This is a genomic window from Pseudomonas sp. PDM03 (assembly GCF_014852385.1).
Lineage (GTDB): Bacteria > Pseudomonadota > Gammaproteobacteria > Pseudomonadales > Pseudomonadaceae > Aquipseudomonas > Aquipseudomonas migulae.
The window spans coordinates 754607-772839 of the sequence record NZ_JACVBM010000001.1; the positions used below are offsets into that span (position 1 = coordinate 754607).

16 protein-coding genes are annotated in these 18233 nt (G+C 61.3%); 9 read left to right on the forward strand and 7 right to left on the reverse strand.

Translation table 11 applies throughout. From position 1 onward, the window contains the following. Positions 1–137 precede the first annotated feature (137 nt). The 4 genes from IB254_RS03540 to IB254_RS03555 all read right to left on the reverse strand — a co-directional run bounded on the left by IB254_RS03540 (position 138) and on the right by IB254_RS03555 (position 5054). The gene (locus IB254_RS03540) at positions 138–1331 is read right to left on the reverse strand and encodes an acetyl-CoA C-acyltransferase (RefSeq protein ID WP_192416421.1); all 1194 of its coding nucleotides are present in this window, start codon (positions 1329–1331) and stop codon (positions 138–140) included. Between the two features lie 12 nt (positions 1332–1343). Further along, entirely contained in the window at positions 1344–2105 is a 762-nt protein-coding gene (locus IB254_RS03545) for an SDR family NAD(P)-dependent oxidoreductase (protein ID WP_192416422.1), read from the reverse strand. 16 nt (positions 2106–2121) lie between these two features. Continuing rightward, on the reverse strand, positions 2122–3786 hold the full coding sequence (locus IB254_RS03550) for an AMP-binding protein (RefSeq protein ID WP_192416423.1): 1665 nt from the start codon (positions 3784–3786) through the stop codon (positions 2122–2124). Between the two features lie 251 nt (positions 3787–4037). Continuing rightward, positions 4038–5054, reverse strand: a complete 1017-nt coding sequence (locus tag IB254_RS03555; RefSeq protein WP_192416621.1) for an AraC family transcriptional regulator — start codon at positions 5052–5054, stop codon at positions 4038–4040. A gap of 264 nt (positions 5055–5318) precedes the next feature. On the opposite strand from IB254_RS03555, the gene efeU reads away from it, so the two are divergent. From efeU to IB254_RS03580, 5 genes are all read left to right on the forward strand, one after another. Continuing rightward, a complete protein-coding gene (gene efeU / locus IB254_RS03560) occupies positions 5319–6155 on the forward strand; it encodes an iron uptake transporter permease EfeU (protein WP_192416424.1) in 837 nt (278 codons plus the stop codon). 140 nt (positions 6156–6295) lie between these two features. After that, positions 6296–7495 (forward strand): iron uptake system protein EfeO, encoded by a 1200-nt coding sequence (gene efeO / locus IB254_RS03565; RefSeq protein WP_192416425.1) that lies wholly within the window; start codon positions 6296–6298, stop codon positions 7493–7495. Positions 7496–7513: 18 nt separating this feature from the next. Then, complete coding sequence (gene efeB / locus IB254_RS03570; RefSeq protein WP_192416426.1) at positions 7514–8812, forward strand: iron uptake transporter deferrochelatase/peroxidase subunit; 1299 nt, start codon at positions 7514–7516, stop codon at positions 8810–8812. 25 nt (positions 8813–8837) lie between these two features. Further along, complete coding sequence (gene efeO / locus IB254_RS03575) at positions 8838–9662, forward strand: iron uptake system protein EfeO (RefSeq protein ID WP_192416427.1); 825 nt, start codon at positions 8838–8840, stop codon at positions 9660–9662. A gap of 194 nt (positions 9663–9856) precedes the next feature. Next, on the forward strand, positions 9857–11035 hold the full coding sequence (locus tag IB254_RS03580) for an MFS transporter (protein WP_192227244.1): 1179 nt from the start codon (positions 9857–9859) through the stop codon (positions 11033–11035). On the opposite strand, the gene pssA is transcribed toward IB254_RS03580, so the two are convergent. Further along, positions 11030–12373: a CDP-diacylglycerol--serine O-phosphatidyltransferase gene (gene pssA / locus IB254_RS03585; RefSeq protein WP_008038356.1), complete on the reverse strand. Its 1344-nt coding sequence runs from the start codon at positions 12371–12373 to the stop codon at positions 11030–11032. The two genes, IB254_RS03580 and pssA, sit on opposite strands and share 6 nt — an antisense overlap. A 215-nt stretch (positions 12374–12588) precedes the next feature. Between pssA and IB254_RS03590 the strand changes: the two genes are divergently transcribed. Further along, a complete protein-coding gene (locus tag IB254_RS03590; protein WP_192227246.1) occupies positions 12589–13152 on the forward strand; it encodes a TetR/AcrR family transcriptional regulator in 564 nt (187 codons plus the stop codon). A gap of 56 nt (positions 13153–13208) precedes the next feature. Further along, on the forward strand, positions 13209–13685 hold the full coding sequence (locus IB254_RS03595; RefSeq protein ID WP_192227247.1) for a DUF1348 family protein: 477 nt from the start codon (positions 13209–13211) through the stop codon (positions 13683–13685). A gap of 118 nt (positions 13686–13803) precedes the next feature. On the opposite strand, the gene sfnG is transcribed toward IB254_RS03595, so the two are convergent. Continuing rightward, a complete protein-coding gene (sfnG, locus tag IB254_RS03600; RefSeq protein WP_192416428.1) occupies positions 13804–14895 on the reverse strand; it encodes a dimethylsulfone monooxygenase SfnG in 1092 nt (363 codons plus the stop codon). Between the two features lie 333 nt (positions 14896–15228). On the opposite strand from sfnG, the gene IB254_RS03605 reads away from it, so the two are divergent. After that, positions 15229–16467: an acyl-CoA dehydrogenase family protein gene (locus IB254_RS03605; protein ID WP_192416429.1), complete on the forward strand. Its 1239-nt coding sequence runs from the start codon at positions 15229–15231 to the stop codon at positions 16465–16467. A 182-nt stretch (positions 16468–16649) separates the two neighbouring features. Further along, the gene (locus IB254_RS03610) at positions 16650–17429 is read left to right on the forward strand and encodes a TSUP family transporter (RefSeq protein ID WP_008038340.1); all 780 of its coding nucleotides are present in this window, start codon (positions 16650–16652) and stop codon (positions 17427–17429) included. On the opposite strand, the gene nudC is transcribed toward IB254_RS03610, so the two are convergent. Next, positions 17397–18227: an NAD(+) diphosphatase gene (gene nudC / locus IB254_RS03615; RefSeq protein WP_008026265.1), complete on the reverse strand. Its 831-nt coding sequence runs from the start codon at positions 18225–18227 to the stop codon at positions 17397–17399. The genes IB254_RS03610 and nudC overlap by 33 nt on opposite strands. Between the last annotated feature and the right edge of the window lie 6 nt (positions 18228–18233).

Genomic DNA, 18233 nt, shown 5'->3' on the forward strand with positions numbered 1-18233 from the left:
CAAATCCTTAAAATCCGGGGTACGACACAGAACTCTGTGGGAGCCAGCCTGCTGGCGATGGCGTCGTGTCAGTCACTGTCTGCTTTTATGACATACCGCATCGCCAGCAGGCTGGCTCCCACAGGGGTGAGGTTGACCTAGTACAGGCATTCCACGGCCATCGCCGTGGCTTCGCCGCCGCCGATGCAGATCGCCGCAACGCCGCGTTTCAGGCCTTTCTGGCGCAGGGCCGAGAGCAGGGTCACGAGGATCCGCGCGCCGGACGCACCGATCGGGTGGCCCAGGGCGCACGCGCCGCCATGCACGTTGAGTTTCTCGTGGGGGATTTCCAGATGGGTCATCGCTGCCATGCCGACCACGGCGAAGGCTTCGTTGACTTCCACCAGATCCACGTCATTCAGCGACCAGCCGGTTTTCTTCATCAGCCGCTTGATCGCGCCGATCGGTGCCACCGGGAACAGGCCCGGCGTGTCGGCGAATGCCGCGTGGCCATGGATCACCGCCAGCGGTTTCAGGCCGCGCTTGTCCGCTTCGGAACGGCGCATCAGCACCAGCGCCGCCGCACCGTCGGAGATCGAACTGGAGTTGGCCGCAGTCACTGTGCCGCCTTCACGGAACGCCGGTTTCAGCGAGGCAATCTTGTCCAGTTTGGCTTTAGGTGGCTGCTCGTCATTGCTGATGACGACTTGCTCTTTGCCGACGGTCACGGTCAACGGCACGATCTCGTCCTTGAAGCTGCCGTCCTTGATCGCCTCCTGCGCGCGAGTGGTCGAGGCGATGGCAAACGCATCCTGCGCTTCGCGGCTGAAGCCGTTGGTTTCAGCGCAATCCTCAGCGAAGGTGCCCATCAGGCGGCCCTTGTCGTAGGCGTCTTCCAGGCCGTCGAGGAACATGGAATCGAGCACACGGCCATGGCCCATGCGATAACCGCTGCGGGCGCGGTCCAGCAGGTATGGCGCGTTGGACATGCTTTCCATGCCGCCCGCCACCACCACATCGGCGCTGCCGGCGAGCAGCATGTCATGAGCCAGAATGGCCGCTTCCATACCGGAACCGCACATCTTGTTCAGCGTGGTGCAGCGGGTCGATTTATCCAGCCCGGCGCCCAGTGCAGCCTGGCGCGCCGGCGCCTGGCCGAGGCCGGCGGGCAGCACGCAGCCAAACAGCACTTCTTCAACCGCGTCCGGCGCAACACCGGCGCGTTCGACGGCGGCGCGAATCGCGGCGGCACCCAATTGCGGTGCAGTCAGGCTTTTCAGTTCGCCCTGGAAACCGCCCATCGGGGTACGGACGGCGCTGACGATAACGATTGGATCGTGGGAAAGGGTCATGACAAATCCTCCTTACTTGGCGGCCATGCGCAAGGCACCGTCGAGACGGATCACCTCGCCATTGAGCATGCTGTTATCAATGATATGCCTGACCAGCTGCGCGTACTCGGCCGGTTTGCCCAAACGTGGTGGAAACGGCACGCCAGCGGCAAGGGAATCGCGGACTTCCGGGGTCATGCCGGCCATCATCGGCGTCTCGAAAATCCCCGGAGCGATGGTCATCACACGGATACCGAAGCGCGCCAGTTCACGAGCCGCCGGCAAGGTCAGGCTGACAATCGCGCCTTTGGATGCCGCATAAGCCGCCTGGCCGATCTGGCCGTCATAGGCTGCGGCGGAAGCGGTGTTGATGATCACACCGCGCTCGCCATCGGCATCCGGCTCGGTTTCGGCGATGGCCGCCGCCGCCAGACGCAGCATGTTGAAGCTGCCGATAAGGTTGACGTTGATCACCTGGCTGAAACTGGCCAGTGCATGCGGACCGTTTTTGCCGAGGATCTTCTCGCCACGCACGATGCCGGCGCAGTTGACCAGACCGTTCAGGCCACCGAAGGCTTTGACTGTGGCCTGCACCGCCGCTTCCGCCGCCGCTTCGTTGCTGATGTCCGCGACCACGCTTTGCGCGCCGAGACGTTCAGCCTGGGCCGCGACCGCTTCGGCGTTCATGTCCACCAGCATCACTTTGGCGCCGGCAGCGACCAGCATTTCAGCGGTGGCCGCACCGAGCCCGGAGGCACCGCCGGTGACGAGAAAAACCTTGTTTTCGATCTGCATCATTGTTTCCTTGGATTCAAGCTGAAACGTTCTTCGCTGCGGCCTCTTGAGCCTTGGCGATTTCCTGGTTGCGCAAGATAAAGCGCTGCAATTTGCCGCTTGGGGTTTTCGGCAACTCGCTGACAAATTCGATTTCACGCGGGTAAGAGTGCGCGGCCAGACGTTTGCGCACATGTTGGCGCAACTCTTCGGCCAACTCCGGCGCGGCGCGGTATTGCGCGCTGAGCACGACGAAGGCTTTGACCAGTTCGGTGCGCTCCGGATCGGGTTTGCCGACCACGGCGGCTTCGACGACGGCCGGGTGTTCGATCAATGCGCTTTCCACATCGAACGGGCCGACGCGATAGCCGGAGGTGGTGATCACGTCGTCACTGCGGCCGACGAAGCTGATGCTGCCGTCCGGGTTCCACTCGACGGTGTCGCCGCTCAGGTAATAGTTGCCGACGAAGGCTTTGGTCGGTGCGCCTTCGTAGCCGTTGAACCAGCACATCGGCGACTGAGTGCGGTCGATGGCGAGGATGCCGGGTTGGCCGACACCCAGTTCCTTGTACTCCTCGTCCAGCACCACGATACGGTGGCCCGGCGAAGCAAAACCGGCGGCGCCCATGTGGATCGGATGATCGAGGCCGTGGTGGTTGCACAGGACCATGCCCAATTCGGTCTGGCCGTAATGGTCGTGAATGACTACGCCGAGGTTGTCGGCGAACCAGCGGATCACTTCCGGATTCAACGGCTCGCCGGCACTGCTGACGATGCGCAGCTTGCCTTTGATCGACTTAGCGAACTCATCGCCACCGGCGATCAACAGACGATAGGCGGTTGGTGAGCCAGTGAGGTTGGTGATCCCGTATTTGTTGATCACCCGGCAGGTGCTTTCGAGGGTGAACGGGCCATCGTAAAAGGTGATCGGATGCCCCATCGCCATCGGCCCGGTGACGCCGAAATAGATGCCGTAGGCCCAACCCGGATCGGCAACGTTCCAGAAGGCGTCTTCAGGGCGAAGGTCCACGGCGTCGCGGGTGTAGCTCTCGAACGCGACGATTGCCTTGAGCGGCACCGAAAGCGCTTTCGACGGGCCGGTCGTGCCAGAGGTGAACATCAGCAGGAACGGGTCTTCGCCGGTCAGCAGCACCGGTTCGCAGTCAGCGGAATAGTTGGCCAGTTCGGCCCAGAAACTGAAATCGCCACGGACGATGCCCTGGCCTTTTGCACCACCGACGGTGACGATGGTCGGGCAGTCGGTGACTTCAGCGAGTTTCGAGCGATTGACCGCGTCGGTCACCACCACTTTGGCGCCGGAGCTGCTCAAGCGGTGTTCGATCGCCTTGGGGCCGAACGCGGTGAACAGCGGCTGATACACCGCGCCGATGCGCCAGGTGGCGAACACGGTGATCAACAATTCGATATTGCGCGGCAGCAGGCCGGCGACCTTGTCGCCTTTCTTTACGCCCTGCGCCAGCAGGAAATTGGCGAAACGTGCAGCCTTGTCCTGCAAGTCGCTGAAGGTGTACGTCGCACTGGTGCCGTCCCGGCCTTCCCAGAACAGCGCGATGCGACCTGGCAACGCATGCCGGTCGCAACACTCGACACAGGCATTGAGGGCCGTCAGGTTACCCGCGAGTGCGGCGTCGACGGTGTGCTGATAATTGAACTGTGACGTGGCAGACAAGTAATCGCGCATTGCCAGAATCCCTCGGTATTTTTATTAGGTTGGGGGAAGCGTAACCAACAGGGAAATACTCGCTCTGCGCGGGGGGGGGGGGCAATGGTCAAAGCTATCAAGTTGTCTGACTGGTTTGGCCAAGGTTTGACAAATGTGGCGCTTGGACAGACGCCATCGCCAGCAAGCCGGCTCCTACAGTTTGGAATGCATTCCCCTGTAGGAGCCGGCTTGCTGGCGATAGCGGCCACCCATTCACTAAAAAACCCGGATCAGCTCGCTTCGGTCAGAATCAAACTCCGATAATGCCCCGGATTCGACCCCGACCATTTGCGAAAAGCCTTGTAGAACGAGCTCGCATCGGCAAACCCCAGCCGCGTGGCGATTTCGGCGAAGCTGATACTTGGCTCCGCCAGCCAGACAATGGCCAGTTCCTTGCGCACGCTGTCCTTGAGGCCTTGATAGGTCTGCCCCTCCTCCGCCAGCCGCCGCCGCAAGGTCGAGGCCGACATGCACAGTTGCTGTGCCAGAGGTTCGGTTTCCGGCCACTGCTCGGCGGGCAATTGCCGCAAATCGTGCTTGATCCGACTCGCCAGACTCTCCGGGTCGCGGTACTTGACCAGAATATTGGCCGGCGCATGGGCCAGGAAGCGCTTGAGCTCTTCCGCGCTGCGCTTGATCGGCAGGTCCAGGCAATCGGCCGAAAAAATCATTCGGGTGCGCGGCCTGTCGAAACGCAGGTTCTCGGAAAACATCACCTGATAGTCATCACAGAAATCCGGTTCCGGGCAGCGCAACTCGATGGCCAGAATCGGAATCCGTCGCCCGGCCAGCCAACACGCAACACCGTGAACGATCATCCAGTAGGTGAAATAGGTGAACGCGCGGCGAGGGTCCTGGTCGTCTTCCAGCAGGACGATTTCCGCGAGGCTTTGCTGACGAACCAGCTGCGCGGGCAGGTGTTCAAGCATCAACGACAGAAACCCCAGCCCCGAAGTCAGGCCGGCGGCCAGGCTCGGCTGGACCATCGAGCAGCGGCACAAAAACTCCAGGCTGCCGGATTTGAGCTTGCGCGGGTCCATGCCAAAAAACTCATCGTCGCCACGCCGGGCCAGCAATCGCCACAAACGCGCATAGGCCGTGGCCGGGACGCGGGCAACGGCGGACTCCAGCAGCGCCGGTTCGATACCGACCTTGTTCAATACCTCATCGGTGGCCGCACCGGGGGCGCAACTTTGCAACAGCGCTTCACGCACCAGTTGAATGGAAATGGTGTCTTTTTCCGACATTGCGCGGGGTGTGCCCTGTTGTTTGAGTGGTGGCATCTTAGCGCAGATCCTGTGGGAGCGAGCCTGCTCGCGATGAGGCCAAATCAGTCGACATTGATGTCGCCTGACATACCGCAATCGCGAGCAGGCTCGCTCCTACAGGGGATCGAGGTGATGTTGAGGGCTGTTCAGGTTAGGTTCAGGTAAATGTCAACTATTGGCATTTGGGAATGAGTGTCATTATGTTACAAATTAGCACCCTATCTAATTCCACGACGGTGCTGAATGCTTGTTCCTTTTCTGATCATGCTGCGCGAAGGCATCGAGGCCGCATTGATCGTCGGCATCATCGCCAGCTACCTCAAACAGACCGGTCGTGGCCAGTGGATGCCGGCCGTTTGGATCGGCGTGTTTCTCGCCGCCGCGCTGGCCCTGCTGGTGGGCGGCGGTCTGGAATTGGTCAGTGCCGAATTCCCGCAGAAACAACAGGAACTGTTTGAAGGTGTGGTCGGCCTGGTGGCGGTCGGCATCCTCAGTTCCATGGTGTTCTGGATGCGCAAGGTGGCGCGTTCGATCAAGCATTCGCTGCATGTGTCCCTCGATCACGCTTTGACGGGCTCCAAACACCAGGTCACGGCGCTGATCGCAATGGTGTTTTTCGCCGTCGCCCGGGAAGGTCTGGAAACGGTGTTTTTCCTGCTCGCGGTGTTCCAGCAAAGCGAAGGCCCGGCGGCCCCGATTGGCGCCCTGCTCGGCCTGATCCTGGCGATCATCGTTGGCTTCCTCATTTACACCGGCAGCATGCGCCTGAACCTCGGCGCGTTCTTTCGCTGGACAGGGCTGTTCATCCTCGTGGTGGCCGCCGGCATTCTCGCCAACTCGGTACAGGCGCTGCATGAAGCCGGGGTGTGGAATCACCTGCAAACCGTGCTGTTCGACTTCAGCGCCACGCTGCCAATGGACGGCCCGCTGGGCTCGGTGCTGGCCGGGATGTTCGGCTACCAGGACGCGCCCACCGTCAGCACCCTCGGCGCTTATCTGATTTACCTGCTGGTGGCGCTGGTGATGTTTTTTCTCCCGGCGCCGGCACCCGCTAAACAACCTTCTTCCGCTTCTTTGTAGGAGCAAGCTTGCTCGCGATAAGAGCGCCGCGGTGCATCAGGCCTCCAGCGTCATCGTTGACGACCATCGCCGGCAAGCCGGTCTCGCTCCCACAGGGTGGGCGTGCGCCAATGCATTTTTTCCAGTCAGTAAGGGCACCCATGTCAAATCAAGCCCCTCCTCAGGCTTCCCCTCCCCGCGCCTTGCGCTGGGCGGTGGCCGGTTCGGTGATCGTGATGATCGCCGCCGGCGGCCTGTTCTACTACGCCTCGAAAATGGCCGCGGCCAAACGCCAGGCCAACCATGACGAAGTGCTGGTGACCATTCACCCCCACAGCTGCGAACCGAACGCGTTGACGGTGCCGGCCGGTCGCGCCAGTTTCCGCATCGTCAACCGCTCGGATCGCGCCGTTGAATGGGAAATCCTTGACGGCGTGCTGGTGGTCGAAGAACGGGAAAACATCGCGCCCGGCCTGAGTCAGGTGATCAACGCCAACCTGTTGCCCGGCGATTACGCGATCACCTGCGGCCTGCTGAGCAACCCGCGTGGCACGCTGCACGTGACACCGACCGCGGCGTCCGATGCCGCTGCCAAGGCCAAGCCGTCGATGGTGGCTTTCGTCGGGCCATTGTCGGAATTCCGCGTTTACCTGAGCAGCCAGAGCACCGTGCTGATCAAGGCCGTCACTGCGCTTGAGCAAGCCATCGAAGCCGGTGACCTGAGTCAGGCACAAGCCTTGTACGTCCCGGCGCGCAGTGCCTATCAACGCATTGCCCCGGCCACGCAACGCCTGGCGGAACTGGACAACATCATCAACGCCCGTGCCGACTACTTTGAAAAGCGTGAGCAGGACCCCGGCTTCGTGGGTTTCCATCGCCTGGAATATGCACTGTTCCAGCAACGCAACCTCGACGGCCTGACACCGGTAGCCCAACAGCTGCTGACCGACGTCACCACGCTCAAGCAACAACTGCTCGCGCAATCGCTGCCCCCGGAACAACTGGTCAGCATCGTGGTGCGCAACCTCAATAACCTCGGCGATGTGCGCGCGACCAGCGGTGAAGAAGAACGCTACAGCCACGCCGACTTGAACGGTTTCGCCGGCAACCTCGAAGCTGCCCGCAAAGTCGTCGACCTGTTGCGCCCGTTGCTGACCAAGTCCGCCGCCGAACTGCTGCCGGCCCTCGACAGCGCTGTCGCCAGCCTTGATGCCGAACTCAACGGTTTCAAGGTCGAGAACGGCTACGCAAGCTACGACAGCGTCAGCGCCGCACAGCGTCAACAGATCGCCAACAAGGCCAAGGCACTGGCCGATGCACTCGATGGAATCGATCCCGCCCTTGGCCTTTCCGGCCTGTAAGCAGAAGACGACTTTTAAATGAACGATTCAGAGCAATTCAACCTCCAGCGTCGCCGGGTATTGATGGGCATGGGCGCCACCGGTGTGGCGTTGGCCGCTTCGGCATTGAGCTGCCCGGCCATGGCCGCCAGCCCCGCGCAAGTCACCGAAGCGCCGAGCAGCGACAAGACCGAAGACCGCCACGACTTCCATGGCCAGCACCAGAGCGGCATCGTCACCCCGCGCCCGGCGTCAGGCATGTTGGTGTCGTTTGATGTGTTGGCCAGTGATCGCGAAGACCTCGAACGGCTGTTCCGCACGCTCAATGAGCGCATCGCGTTCCTGATGAAGGGCGGCCCGGTAGCGCAGGTCGATCCGAAACTGCCACCGGTGGATTCAGGGATTCTTGGCCCGGTGGTCACGCCGGACAACCTGACCATCACCGTCTCGGTGGGTGAATCGTTATTCGACGAACGCTTCGGCCTGGCCCACGCCAAACCAAAACGGCTGAGCCGCATGGTCGGTTTCCCCAACGATGCGCTGGAAGCCGATTGCTGCCACGGCGACCTGAGTTTGCAGTTCTGCTCCAACACCACCGACACCAACATCCACGCCCTGCGCGACATCGTGAAAAACCTGCCGGACTTGCTGCTGGTGCGCTGGAAACAGGAAGGCAGCGTACCGCCCCAGGCACCGGCGAAACCCGGTGTGCCGGCGCAGAGCGCGCGTAACTTTCTGGGCTTTCGCGACGGTTCGGCCAACCCCGATTCCAACGACGCCAAGGCCATGGATCGCATCGTCTGGGTCCAGCCCGGCAGCGACGAACCGGCGTGGGCCGTCAACGGCAGCTATCAAGCGGTGCGGATCATCCGCAACTTCGTCGAGCGCTGGGACCGCACGCCGTTGCAGGAACAGGAAAGCATTCTCGGCCGGGTCAAAAGCACCGGCGCGCCCATGGGCGGCGCCCACGAAACCGAGGTTCCGGATTACGCCAAGGACCCGGAAGGCAAGCTGACCAAGCTCGACGCGCACATCCGCCTGGCCAACCCGCGCACCGCCGCGAGTCAGGCCAACCTGATCCTGCGCCGGCCGTTCAACTACTCCAACGGCGTGAACAAGAACGGTCAGCTGGACATGGGCTTGCTGTTCATCTGCTACCAGGCCGACCTGGAAAAAGGCTTCATCACCGTGCAAACCCGGCTCAACGGCGAGCCGCTCGAGGAATACCTCAAGCCGGTCGGCGGCGGGTACTTCTTCACCCTGCCGGGTGTGACGGGCGACCAGGATTTCATCGGCCGCTCGCTGCTCAACGCCACACAAACAAAAGCCACCGCCTAACCAACCCCCAACACGGAACCGTCCCATGAAAAAGTCGCCACTCGCGTTATTGCTGACCCTTGGTTTGCTCAACACCCCGTTTTCGGCTTTCGCGGCGACGGCGCCGCTGGAACTGGTGGGGCCGATTTCGGATTACAAGATCTACGTCACCGAGCAACTGGACGAACTGGCCAGCCACACCCAGAAATTCACCGATGCGGTGAAGAAAGGTGACCTGGCCACCGCGCAAAAACTCTACGCGCCGACCCGGGTTTACTACGAATCGATCGAGCCGATCGCCGAGCTGTTCAGTGACCTCGATGCGTCCATCGACTCCCGTGTCGACGACCACGAAAAAGGCGTGAAAGCCGAAGACTTCACCGGTTTCCACCGCATCGAATACTCGCTGTTTTCCGAGAAGAGCACCAAGGGCCTGGGCGAACTGGCCGATGGCTTGAACAAAGACGTCAAGGACCTGCAAACCCGCGTGGCCGGCCTGACCTTCCCGCCTGAAAAAGTGGTCGGCGGCGCGGCGGCGCTGCTGGAAGAAGTCGCCGCGACCAAGATCTCCGGCGAAGAGGATCGTTACAGCCACACCGACCTGTATGACTTCCAGGGCAACATCGACGGCGCGAAGAAAATCGTTGACCTGTTCCGTCCGCAGATCGAGAAGCAGGACGCGGCGTTCATTGCCAAGGTCGACAAAAACTTTGCCACGGTGAACAAGACGCTGGCGAAGTACAAAACCAAGGATGGCGGTTTTGAGACCTATGACAAGGTGAAGGACAGCGACCGTAAGGCGCTGGTCGGGCCGGTGAATACACTGGCTGAGGATTTGTCGACGTTGCGTGGGAAATTGGGGTTGAATTGATTTTTTGTAGCGTCTGAGCGGGCCCCTTCGCGGGCAAGCCTCGCTCCTACAGGATTTATGTCGTACGGGGTATTTTCACCCCCGCGCGAACTCTGTAGGAGCGAGGCTTGCCCGCGAAGGCATTTTCAGCCCCGACACATCCCCCTCCTGCTACCATCCCCCGCCAATAATAAAAGCTCACGGAAGACTCACTCATGTCCGCTTCAACCTTCGACCTGCGTCCGCTCATGGTCGCCAACATGGCCTGCACCATGGCAATGATGGCGTTCGTTTCTTTGATCGGGCCCATCGCCCGGGTCTTGGGCCTGGCCACCTGGCAGGCCGGTGCAGCGGTGACGGTGTCCGGGGTGATCTGGATGGTGCTGGCGCGTCCATGGGGTCAGGCCAGCGACCGCTTTGGACGACGACGCATTCTGTTGCTCGGCACTGCGGGATTCACCCTCGCCTATTGGGCCTTGTGCCTGTTCATCGACACGTCTTTGCGATTCCTGCCTTCAGCGGCGCTGGCGTTTATCGGGCTGATGCTCGGACGCGGGCTGATCGGGGTGTTCTATGCGGCGATCCCGGTCGGCTGTAATGCACTGATTGCCGACAACGTCGAGCCGCAACACCGCGCCAAAGCCATGGCCGCATTGGGCGCTGCCAACGCCTGCGGGCTGGTGATCGGCCCGGCGATAGCGGCGTTGCTGTCCCGATACAGCCTGAGCCTGCCCTTCTACGCCATGGCGTTTCTACCGCTGATGGCATTCCTCGTGCTGCGTTACAAGCTCAAGGCTCAGGAATTGCACTTGCGTCAGGCGCCGCGCAAGGTGCACCTCAACGATCCACGGTTGCGTCGGCCCATGGCGGTCGCGTTCGTGGCGATGCTCTGCGTTTCTGTCGCGCAGATCACCGTCGGCTTCTTCGCCATCGATCGACTGGGCATGAGCCCGGCCGACGCCGCGCAAACGGCCGGTATCGCCCTGACCATGGTCGGCTTCGCGTTGATCTGTTCACAGCTGGTTGTGCGTCGACTGGAATGGCCGCCGCTACGGCTGATCCGGGTCGGCGCGATGGTCGCTGCGCTGGGGTTTTCCGGCAGCATCATGGTCGATTCGGCATGGGGGTTGTGGCTGGGGTTCTTTGTCTCGGCGAGCGGCATGGGCCTGATTTTCCCGTCCTTCGCCGCGCTTGCCGCCAATGCGGTCGAGGCCTCGGAGCAAGGCGCGACCGCAGGTTCCATCGGCGCCGCCCAGGGGTTCGGCGTGGTGATCGGGCCGTTGACCGCCACGCTGATCTACGGCATCGAACCGCGTTTGCCGTATCTGGTAGCGGCTGCGTTGTTGCTGCTGGTGGCCCTGTGGCCAGGGCCCCGGCAGCGTCAGGCTTTATAGGATGCGATAGAGCAAGCGTTCAATGCGCACGCGACTGACACGCTTGAGGAACTTGGCCACGCCCGCCGGGTAATCCGGCAGCGTTTGCAGGTCCTGATAACGCTCGATACGCGTGGTGTGCTGGAAAATCTCCGCCAGCTCACTGCGACGCGGCTCCAGCAATTCACCTTTGGGGTCATCAATCAGCAGCGCGTTTTCCAGGTCGAGACGGAATGCGCGCGGATTGAGGTTGTTGCCGGTCAGCAAGGTGTAACGCTGATCAACCCACATGCCTTTAAGGTGATAGGTGTTATCGCCGTCCTTCCACAGGTGCAGGTTCAACTGGCCGCTGTCGACGCTGCGATGATGACGTTTGGCGAAACGCCGCAGGCTGATCTCGTAGAGGTACGGCAACGCCGAGATCACCTTGAACGGCTCGCTCGGCGGAATGTAGAAGTCGTTGGCGGTTTTGTCGCCGACCACGATGTCGATCTTCACACCCCGGGCCAATGCCCGGTTGATCTCCCGGGTCACCGCCAACGGCAGGTTGAAGTACGGCGTGCAGATCGTCAGTTGATGCTGGGCACTGGCGATCAACTCGCAGATTACCCGGCTCAACGGGTTGTTCTTGCCGACCCCAAGCAATGGGCTGACCGACAAACCGTCTTTAACCGTGGTGCCCGTCGTGGTGTCGTACGCCGCATGTTTCAGGCGGCTGCGCAGGTCGCCGATGTCATGGCGCAGGCTGCGGGTGGTCGGCAGGTTCGGCAAATCGAGGCGATGCACCGCTTTCGAGGCGACCAGGCCGTGCTGAACCAGGTGCTGCATCGAGTCGGCCAGGGCGCCGTTGTGCAGCAGGTGATAACGGTCGTAGCGGTATTTGTCGAATTTGTGCAGATAAACGTTGTTCAGGCTCGCACCGCTGTAGATCACGCAGTCATCGATCACGAAGCCCTTCAAATGCAGCACGCCGAACAGCTCGCGGGTCTGCACCGGCACCCCGTACACCGGGACCACGCTGGCGTGGGTTCGGGTGGTTTCCTGATACCACGCCGAATTGCCCGGCTGTTTGCCGGCACCGATCAAGCCACGCTGGGCGCGCAGCCAGTCGACGACCACCACCACGTCCAGTTCCGGACGCGCCAGTTTGGCGGCGTGCAAGGCATCGAGAATTTCCTGGCCGGCTTCATCCTGTTGCAGGTACAGCGCGACGATATAGATGCGCCGGGTCGCCTGGGCAATTTTTTCCAACAGGCAACGACGGAATTCGGCAGCGCCAGAGAGGATGGTGACGGCATCGGCGGTCAGCGGAAAACTGCGCAGTTTGGGCAGCAGAGAGCGTTTGAAAAGCGACGGCATAGGGCTCGCAATGGGTCGAATCCGGAGAGGTTGAGAGCTTACACCATGGAGGGGTTTGGGTCTTGCTGGTGTCTGTGCTGCCCCCATCGCTAGCAGGCTAGCTCCCACATTTGAAATGCATTCCCCTGTGGGAGCTAGCCTGCTAGCGATGGCAATCTAACAAACAAGAAAATATTCGCTTGTCAAAGGAGAACGATCGTTCTACTGTATGCCCCATGAACGAAATCACTAGCAACGACACACGCGACATCATTCTGGATGTCACCGAAAAGTTGATCTACAAAAGTGGCATCGCTGCCACGGGCATGGATCTTCTGGTGAAAACCGCCGGCGTCTCCAGAAAAAGCATCTACCGCTACTTCGCCAACAAGGAGGAGTTGACCGTCGCCGCCCTGCAACGCCGCGACGTGCGCTGGATGCTCTGGTACAGAAGTGCCGTCGACCAGGCCGAAACCCCGGCCGACCGGCTGCTCAACCTGTTTACCGTGCTCAAGGCCTGGTTTGCCTCCGAAGGCTTCCGTGGCTGCGCTTTCATCAACACCAGCGGTGAAACCGGCGACCCGCAAGACCCGGTCCGGCTGGTCGCCAAAGAACACAAACAGAAGCTGCTCGACTACGTGCGCGAGCTCTGCACCGAACATGGCGCAACCGACCCGGAGACGCTGGCCAAACAGCTGCTGATCCTGATCGATGGCGCCATTACCGTGGCGCTTGTCATGGGTGATCACAGTGCCGCCGATAATGCGCAATGCATGGCGCGAAAGTTATTGGACCTGTAACACTTTAAACAAGCCCGACAACTTGCTTGAACTTTAATCTTATTGGGAGACTTTAAATGTCTAACGCCGAAGTTCGTCCGCCATTGCCGCCGTTTACCCGTGAATCGGCCATTGAAAAAGTTCGCCTGGCCGAAGATGGCTGGAACTCCCGTGATGCAGAGCGCGTGTCTCTGGCCTACACACTGGACACCAAATGGCGCAACCGCGCCGAATTCGCCTACAACCGTGAAGAAGCCAAAGGTTTCCTGACACGCAAATGGGCCAAGGAACTGGACTATCGACTGATCAAGGAACTCTGGGCGTTCACCGGCAACCGCATCGCCGTGCGCTACGCCTATGAATGGCACGACGACTCGGGCAACTGGTTCCGTTCCTACGGCAACGAAAACTGGGAGTTCGACGAGAACGGCCTGATGGCCAACCGGTTCGCCTGCATCAACGACATGCCGATCAAGGAAAGCGACCGCAAGTTCCACTGGCCGCTGGGGCGTCGCCCGGATGATCATCCGGGACTGTCTGACCTCGGTCTGTAAACACACATCGCACCCTGTAGGAGCCGGCTTGCTGGCGATGGCGTCATAACATTCAACGATGATGTTGATTGTGAAATCGCTATCGCCAGCAAGCCGGCTCCTACAAGTTTTGTGGTGGTCAGGCGACGTCTGCTTGTTTCACGCTGGCCTCGGCCTCCAGCTCCCGCACCAACGGCAGCACCCGCTTGCCGAAATACTCCACCTCTTCCTGAAAGTGCAGAAACCCCGCCAGCACCAAATCCACGCCCACCGCTTTCAACGCCACAATCCGCTCGGCAATTTGCCGCGGCGTGCCGATCAGGTTGGTCTTGAAGCCGTCGTTGTACTGCACCAGATCCTCGAACGTCGATTTGGCCCAATTACCCTCGCCTTCCGGTGATGCCCTGCCCGCCTGTTTCGCCGCATCGCCAAAGGCATTCACCGCTTCCGGATCAGCCTGATCGATGATCTGCGCCAGCACTGCGCGCGCCTCTTCTTCGGTGTCGCGGGCGATGACGAACGCGTTGACCCCGACCTTCACCGAGTGATTGTTCGCGGCGGCCTTGCTGCGGATATCGTCGACTTGCGCCTTGATGCCTTCCGGTGTGTTGCCGTTGGTGAAGTACCAGTCCGAAACTCGCGCCGCCATGTCCCGTGCTGCACGGGAGCTGCCGCCCTGAAAGATTTCCGGCTGGCCCAGCGGTTTCGGTTTGAGGCTGTAATTGTCGAAGCGGTAAAAGTCGCCGCGAAAGGTGAAGTTGTCCTGGCTCCAGATGCCTTTGAGCGAGCGAATGAATTCTTCGGAGCGGCGATAGCGCTCGTCGTGCTCCAGCCAGTGTTCGCCGATGGCGTGGAATTCACCCTTGAACCAACCACTGACGATGTTCACCGCGATGCGGCCGTTGGTCAGCTGATCGATGGTCGCCAGTTGCTTGGCCGCCAGCGCGGGTTGCCAGGGACCGGGCAGGATCGCCGCAATGACTTTCAATGTGGTGGTGGCGGCGAGCAGCGCGTGACTGAAGGCGACCGACTCATGCTGGTACTCGGCGCCGTAACCGGCGGTGAAGCGAATCTGCGTCAGGGCGTATTCGAACCCCGCCGCTTCGGCCAGTTGCGCCAGTTTGCGGTTGTAGTCGATGCCCCAGTGGGTGCGTTGTTCGATCTTGCTGACCACCAGCCCGCCGCTGACGTTCGGCACCCAGTAGGCAAATTTGACGGCTTGCTGACTCATTGACGTGTCCTCGGGACGTTAGGAAGTCCTGAGGTGAGAGCAGCAACCGTGCCAGTGCTTTCCTGATCCGACCAAAGTCCCCTGTAGGAGCGAGCCTGCTCGCGATGGCGGTGTGTCAGCCAGCACATCTGTTGAATGTTCAACCGCTTTCGCGAGCAGGCTCACTCCCACATGGGGCTGGGTGTGACAGGGCAATTTGCTGCGGCGCTGTTGGCCCGGCAACAGTTCAAGCTGAATCTGAATCCCTACGCTTCAGTAAATCCTGGCTGTCCCTATCCGGCATGGACCATGCAATCCCCCTTGGCATCCACTGCCGATCCAAGGAGCTGTCCCATGACCGAACACCAGGTAATCAATCCGCTGTCCATTGGCACTGACTATGAAGTGCTGGCCGCGAGATTCCGTCCGATTTTCCAGCGCATCGCCGCCGGTGCCGTTGAGCGTGAACAGTCGCGCAGCCTGCCTTACGAGCCCATTCAGTGGCTGAAGGACGCCGGTTTCGGCGCGGTGCGCGTGCCGGTGGAATATGGGGGTGGCGGCGCCTCCCTGCCGCAGCTGTTTGAGTTGCTGATCGAACTGGCCGAAGCCGACTCCAACGTGCCCCAGGCACTGCGCGGGCATTTCGCGTTTGCCGAGGACCGCTTGAACGCCACGCCAGGGCCGGCACGGGACCTGTGGTTCAAACGCTTTGTCGACGGCGACATTGTCGGCTGCGCCTGGACTGAAATCGGCAATGTGGCGATTGGCGACGTGATCACCAAAGTCTCGCCCAACGGCGACGGCTGGCGGCTCAACGGTGAAAAGTTCTACAGCACCGGCAGCCTGTTTTCCGACTGGATCGACGTCTACGCCCAGCGCAGTGACACCGGTGGCGATGTCATCGCTGCGGTGCGCACCCGGCAACCGGGGATCGTGCAAAGCGATGACTGGGACGGTTTCGGTCAGCGCACCACGGGCAGCGGCACGTCGCGGTTTATCGACGCCGAGGTGGACGCCGAAAACATCATCGACTTCGCCACCCGTTTCAAATACCAGACGGCGTTCTATCAGCTCGTGTTGTTGGCCACGCTGAGCGGGATCGGTCGCGCCGCGTTGCGCGACGTGGCGCATCAGGTACGTGAACGCAAACGTATTTACAGCCATGGCAATGCCCAGCGCGTCAGTGAGGATTCACAAGTTCAACAAGTCGTCGGTGAAGTGGCGGCGCTGGTGTACGCCGCCGAAGCGAGCGCGTTGAAGGCTGCACAACCGGCGCAGCGGGCGTATCGGGCGCGGTTTTCGGGGGATGACGCGCTGGAGCGGGCGGCGAATGTTGCGGCGGAACTCGAGTCGGCGAAAGCGCAGGTGGTGGTGTCGGAGCTGATTCAGCGGGCGACCACCGAGCTGTTCAATGCGCTGGGGGCTTCGGATGTGCGTCAGGGGAAATCGCTGGACCGGCATTGGCGTAATGCGCGGACCGTGTCTTCGCACAATCCGGTGATCTACAAGGCGCGGATTGTCGGGGATTGGGAGATTAACGGGACTGAACCGCCGTTTGTGTGGCAGATCGGCAATGGGCCGGGCGCCAAGTGATGTAGCGCCTGCAAGTCAGTCTTCGCGGGCAAGCCTCGCTCCTACAGGGGAATACGCTTAACCGTAGGAGCGAGGCTTGCCCGCGAAGAGGCCACACCAGTCGCCGCAGAAGTTGGATATAGGTAAGATATCGGCCCTTCCCCGCAGCCCTTTGCTGCCCCCCGCCGAATAAGCCCATTTCCATGCCTTTCGAACTCAGCGTTGACCTCACCACCCTCGCCATTCTGGCCGTCGTCGCCTTCATTGCCGGTTTCATCGACGCCATTGCCGGTGGCGGCGGTCTGTTGACCACGCCGGCGCTGTTGACCGCCGGCCTGCCGCCGCACCTGGTGCTGGGCACCAACAAACTCAGTTCGACCTTCGGCTCGGCCACCGCCAGTTTCACGTTCTATCGGCGCAAACTGTTCCATCCCCGGCAGTGGGTGCACGCCATCGTCGGCACCTTGGTCGGCGCGCTGACCGGTGCCGTGGTCGCGCATTACCTGCCCGCCGAATGGCTGAACAAAATGCTGCCGGTGATCGTGTTCGCCTGCGGCCTCTACCTGTTGTTCGGTGGCACGCCGAAAGCGCCGCTGGACAGCGAGGCACCGATCAAGAAAAAGTGGCAATCGACCCAAGGCTTCAGCCTCGGCTTCTACGACGGCGTGGCCGGCCCCGGCACCGGCGCGTTCTGGACCGTGAGCAGCCTGCTGATGTACCCCATCGACCTGGTGAAGGCCAGCGGCGTGGCGCGCAGCATGAACTTCGTCAGCAACATTGCGGCGCTGTCGGTGTTCATCTTTTCCGGGCAAGTGGACTGGATCATCGGCCTGAGCATGGGCCTGTCGGTGATGGTCGGTGCGTTCTTCGGTGCGCGCTCCGCCATTAGCGGCGGAGCCAAGTTCATTCGCCCGGTGTTCATCACCGTGGTGCTGGGTCTGACTGTGCGCCTAGCCTGGCAGCACTGGTTCAGCGTGGCCTAAACGCCGCGCCACATAGACGTCGATCAGGTAACGGGCAATCGAGCGTGACGCCGGCAACGGCGGCAGCTCGTGCACGTTGAACCACTGGGCGTCCTCGATTTCGTCCTCCTGACAGACAATCTCGCCGCCGGCGTATTCGGCGTGAAAGCCAAGCATCATCGAATGCGGGAACGGCCAGCACTGACTGCCCATGTACTGGATGTTCTTGACCTCGATCTGCACCTCTTCACGCACCTCGCGAATCAGGCAGTCTTCAGCGGACTCGCCCGGCTCGGCAAAACCCGCCAGCGTGCTGTAGACCCCGGTGACAAACCGTGGCGAACGCGCCAGCAAGACTTCATCGCCTCGGGTGATCAGCACGATCATGCTCGGCGAAATCCGCGGGTAATAGCGCAAATTGCACGGCTCGCAATACATCGCCCGCTCACGCGGCACCTGCAAGGTCGCCTGCCCGCAGTTGCCGCAAAAACGGTGTTCACGGGCCCAGGTGCCGATCTGCGCGGCATAACCCAGCACTTTGTAAACCGCGTGATCGCCATCAAGCATGAACGCCCGCAAGCCTTTCCAGTTGCAGCCCGGTACTTCGCTGTGACTGCGCAGCTCCAGCAGGTAGACCGGTTCGCCATCCAGATGACCGATGCCGTGCTCGGCCAGAACCGGCAGGTCCTGACGCTTGAGCCATTCACGCGGGAACAGCGCGCCATTGTCGTCGAACAGGAAGCCTTCGGGGCTGCGCGCGACGGCCCAGCCGCCCGGTTGATCGGTGTCCAGTACTGCGGTGGTCCAGCGTGAAGTCATTTTTCA

What these genes read in the sequence shown, in the direction of transcription:
- IB254_RS03550 (WP_192416423.1), bottom strand. Translation starts at nt 3,786, where the DNA reads ATGCGCGATTACTTGTCTGCCACGTCACAGTTCAATTATCAGCACACC.
- efeO (WP_192416425.1), top strand. Translation starts at nt 6,296, where the DNA reads ATGTCAAATCAAGCCCCTCCTCAGGCTTCCCCTCCCCGCGCCTTGCGC.
- IB254_RS03605 (WP_192416429.1), top strand. Translation starts at nt 15,229, where the DNA reads ATGACCGAACACCAGGTAATCAATCCGCTGTCCATTGGCACTGACTAT.
- IB254_RS03580 (WP_192227244.1), top strand. Translation starts at nt 9,857, where the DNA reads ATGTCCGCTTCAACCTTCGACCTGCGTCCGCTCATGGTCGCCAACATG.
- IB254_RS03540 (WP_192416421.1), bottom strand. Translation starts at nt 1,331, where the DNA reads ATGACCCTTTCCCACGATCCAATCGTTATCGTCAGCGCCGTCCGTACC.
- efeO (WP_192416427.1), top strand. Translation starts at nt 8,838, where the DNA reads ATGAAAAAGTCGCCACTCGCGTTATTGCTGACCCTTGGTTTGCTCAAC.
- efeB (WP_192416426.1), top strand. Translation starts at nt 7,514, where the DNA reads ATGAACGATTCAGAGCAATTCAACCTCCAGCGTCGCCGGGTATTGATG.
- nudC (WP_008026265.1), bottom strand. Translation starts at nt 18,227, where the DNA reads ATGACTTCACGCTGGACCACCGCAGTACTGGACACCGATCAACCGGGC.
- IB254_RS03610 (WP_008038340.1), top strand. Translation starts at nt 16,650, where the DNA reads ATGCCTTTCGAACTCAGCGTTGACCTCACCACCCTCGCCATTCTGGCC.
- IB254_RS03590 (WP_192227246.1), top strand. Translation starts at nt 12,589, where the DNA reads ATGAACGAAATCACTAGCAACGACACACGCGACATCATTCTGGATGTC.
- sfnG (WP_192416428.1), bottom strand. Translation starts at nt 14,895, where the DNA reads ATGAGTCAGCAAGCCGTCAAATTTGCCTACTGGGTGCCGAACGTCAGC.
- IB254_RS03545 (WP_192416422.1), bottom strand. Translation starts at nt 2,105, where the DNA reads ATGCAGATCGAAAACAAGGTTTTTCTCGTCACCGGCGGTGCCTCCGGG.
- pssA (WP_008038356.1), bottom strand. Translation starts at nt 12,373, where the DNA reads ATGCCGTCGCTTTTCAAACGCTCTCTGCTGCCCAAACTGCGCAGTTTT.
- IB254_RS03595 (WP_192227247.1), top strand. Translation starts at nt 13,209, where the DNA reads ATGTCTAACGCCGAAGTTCGTCCGCCATTGCCGCCGTTTACCCGTGAA.
- IB254_RS03555 (WP_192416621.1), bottom strand. Translation starts at nt 5,054, where the DNA reads ATGTCGGAAAAAGACACCATTTCCATTCAACTGGTGCGTGAAGCGCTG.
- efeU (WP_192416424.1), top strand. Translation starts at nt 5,319, where the DNA reads ATGCTTGTTCCTTTTCTGATCATGCTGCGCGAAGGCATCGAGGCCGCA.